This is a genomic window from Saccharomonospora halophila 8, assembly GCF_000383775.1.
Classification (GTDB): Bacteria; Actinomycetota; Actinomycetes; order Mycobacteriales; family Pseudonocardiaceae; genus Saccharomonospora; species Saccharomonospora halophila.
The window spans coordinates 57,140-60,270 of sequence record NZ_KB912585.1; the positions used below are offsets into that span (position 1 = coordinate 57,140).

Annotated in this window: 4 protein-coding genes; 3 read left to right on the forward strand and 1 reads right to left on the reverse strand. The window is 71.9% G+C overall.

Features of this window, described 5'->3' with window-relative positions:
- Together SACHA_RS25795 and SACHA_RS0118310 are read left to right on the forward strand one after the other, a co-directional pair.
- On the forward strand, window positions 1-525 hold a 525-nt coding region (locus tag SACHA_RS25795), incomplete at its 5' end, for a TetR/AcrR family transcriptional regulator (RefSeq protein WP_019812124.1).
- Between the two features lie 37 nt (window positions 526-562).
- A complete protein-coding gene (locus tag SACHA_RS0118310) occupies window positions 563-1,093 on the forward strand; it encodes a TrmH family RNA methyltransferase (RefSeq protein WP_019812125.1) in 531 nt (176 codons plus the stop codon).
- Window positions 1,094-1,100: 7 nt separating this feature from the next.
- On the opposite strand, the gene SACHA_RS22985 is transcribed toward SACHA_RS0118310, so the two are convergent.
- Window positions 1,101-2,183, reverse strand: a complete 1,083-nt coding sequence (locus tag SACHA_RS22985; RefSeq protein WP_051110278.1) for a TerC family protein — start codon at window positions 2,181-2,183, stop codon at window positions 1,101-1,103.
- Window positions 2,184-2,583: 400 nt separating this feature from the next.
- On the opposite strand from SACHA_RS22985, the gene erm reads away from it, so the two are divergent.
- A partial coding sequence (gene erm, locus SACHA_RS22990) for a 23S ribosomal RNA methyltransferase Erm (protein ID WP_019812127.1) occupies window positions 2,584-3,131 on the forward strand: 548 nt, incomplete at its 3' end.

A 3,131-nucleotide genomic window follows, 5' to 3' on the forward strand; every position in this document is an offset into this window, starting at 1 on the left:
GCCGAGGGCGGGGTGCAGGCCGTCACCATCGACGCCGTCACCCGCACCGCGGGCGTGGCCCGCGCCACCCTCTACCGGCACTTCGCCACCGGCACCGACCTGCTCGCCACCGCCTTCGAACAGCTCCTGCCCCCGGTGGCGCCCGCGCCGGACAGCGGGCCGCTGCGGGACCGCCTGGTCACCCTGCTGACCGGGCAGGCCCGGCTGCTGGAGGACGCCCCCCTGTACGCGACCGTGCTGTCCTGGCTGGGCATGGACACCGTCCCGGCCGCCGACGACGAACGCCCCGGACGGCGCAGGCTGCGCCGCCGCATCGTCGACCAGTACCGGCAGCCGTTCGACGCCGTGCTCACCAGCCCGGACGCCGCCGCCGAGCTCGGGGACGACCTCGACGTGGCCACGGCCCTGGCCCAGCTGGTCGGCCCGCTGATCTTCAACCGGCTGGTCACCCACGAACCCGTCGGCGCCGAGTTCTGCGCCCGCATCGTCGACGACTTCCTCACCGCCCGCGTACACCACCGCTGATCCGCCCGCACGGGCGGCTGGGTAGGCTCCGCGGATCGTGGAAGGAAACGGCACCAACGGCACCACCGAGCCCCGGCGCCGCATCGTGGTCGTGGCGCACAACATCCGTTCGGCACACAACGTCGGTTCGCTGTTGCGCACCGGCGAGTTCTTCGGCCTCGACCGGGTGTGGGTCACCGGGTTCTCCCCGTACCCCGCCTACGCCGACGACCCGCGGGATCCGCGGCTGCGCGACCTGCAGACCCGCCGACTGGCGAAGGCCGCCGCCGGGGCCGAACGCACCATGCCGTTCGACCGGCACGACGACGTGCAGGCCCTGCTGGAATCGCTGCGCGCCGACGGCTACACCGTCGTCGGTCTCGAACTCGACCCGGCCGCGGTGCCGCTGACCGACTACGCCCCACCGGAGCGGGTCGCGCTCGTGCTCGGCGACGAGGTCACCGGCATCACCCCGGAGATCCGGGACGCCTGCGACCGGCTGGTGGAGATCCGCTCCCACGGCCGCAAGGACACCCTCAACGTCAGCGTCGCCGCCGGCATCGCCCTGCACCACCTCCGCCTCGCCTGAAGCACCCTCACTCCCGCGAGTCGTCACTCCCCGCCCGCGAGTCGACACCTCCGGACGGCGAGTCGACTCCCCGGTCCCGCGAGTTCACGCTCCCGGAAGGGGCGTCAGCACTCTCCGACGGGGCGCCGTCCCCGTCATCGGTGAATCCGGGCGCGGCGGGTGCCGCGGGCGGGGCGGTGGTGCCGCGGGTGCGCACCCAGCTGGCCACGATCGCTCCGGTCAGCACCGCAGCCACCACTGACAGCGACAGCCACGTGGGGATGTGCACGACGTCGAGCAGCAGCATCTTCACGCCCACCCACACCAGCACGACCGCCAGGCCGGCCTTGAGGTAGACGAAGCGGTGCATCACCTCGGCCAACAGGAAGTACATCGCCCGCAACCCGAGGATCGCGAACGCGTTCGAGGTGAACACCAGGAACGGTTCCCGTGTCACCGCGAAGATCGCCGGGATCGAGTCGACGGCGAACACGATGTCGCTGACCTCGACCAGCACCAGCACGGCCAGCAGCGGAGTGGCCACCCACCGGCCGGCCTGCCGCACGAAAAACCGCTGCCCGTGGAAGGTGTCGGTCATCGGCACGACGCGGCGGAAGGCGCGCAGCACGATGCTGCGGTCCGGGTCGACCGTGTCGTCGTCGCCCTGGCGCGCCATCTTGAACCCCGTGTAGACGAGGAACGCGCCGAACAGGTACAGGATCCAGGAGAAACTGGCGATCAGGAACGATCCGGCGGCGATGAACGCGGCGCGGAACACCAACGCCCCCAGCACGCCGTAGAACAACACCCGGTGCTGATACCGCCGCGGCACGCCGAAGTAGCTGAAGATGATCGCGAAGACGAAGACGTTGTCCACCGCCAGCGACTTCTCGATCACGTAGCCGGCGAAGTACTGGCCCGCGAACTCGGCGCCCCAGAACCACCACACGACGAGCCCGAACGTCACGCCGAGGGTGACCCACACGCCCGACCAGGCCAGCGCTTCCCGGATTCCCACGACGTGCGCCGTGCGGTGCGCGATCAGATCGACCGCCAGCATCAGCAGAATGACCGCGAGCACACCGGCCCAGGCCCACCACGCGACTGTCACCACGACCTCCGGTTCCACCTCACGGGACCGGAGGTCTCCCCTGCATCACGGTGTCGCGTGTGATGCGCCGGGACCGGGCTGCCACGTCGGGCTGCCGTAATGACGACCCCGGCGGGGCGGGTACTCCCCTCCGTGCGCTCCAGCCTGGCGGAGTCCGCGCCGGGTGTCAAAGCGGGCGAAACCCACGTCACCTTCCGCCCGGCCGCGGCCACACCGCTCCCGACGCACTGCTACCCTCCCGCACATGGGGACCTTGTTCCGCGCCGTCTTCTTCGCGCGGCTGCGCCGCGCCTGACGGCGAGCTGACCACTCTTCGGCTCGGCCGCACCCAGCCCGGCCATACCGGTGCGGCGATCTGACGCTGCCCGGTTCCACCTCTCTCCGTGACCGGAGTACCCCCATGTCTTCTGCCCCTCCGGGCGGTCCGCACGAGCTCGGCCAGAACTTCCTCGTCGACCGGTCGGTGATCAACGCGGTCACCACCCTCGCGGCACGCGTCCCCCACCCGATCGTCGAGATCGCCGCGGGCGACGGCGCACTGACCCGACCCCTCAGCCGCCTCGGCCGCCCACTGACCGCCGTCGAGGTCGACCCGCGCCGTGCCCGGCGACTGCACCGCCGTACCCCGGACCACGTCGACGTCGTCCACGCCGACCTGTTGCGCTACCGCCTGCCCCGCCGTCCGCACGTGCTCGTCGGCAACGTGCCGTTCCACCTCACCACCGCGGTGCTGAAACGGCTGCTGGCCGCGCCGCACTGGCACACCGCGATCCTGCTCGTGCAGTGGGAGGTCGCCCGCCGCCGCGCCGGGATCGGCGGTGCCACGTTGCTCACCGCGCGGTGGTGGCCCTGGTTCGACTTCACCGTCGACCGCCGGGTGCCCGCCCGGGCGTTCCGCCCGGCACCGTCGGTGGACGCGGGCCTGCTGGTGGCCCGACGCCGGCCCCG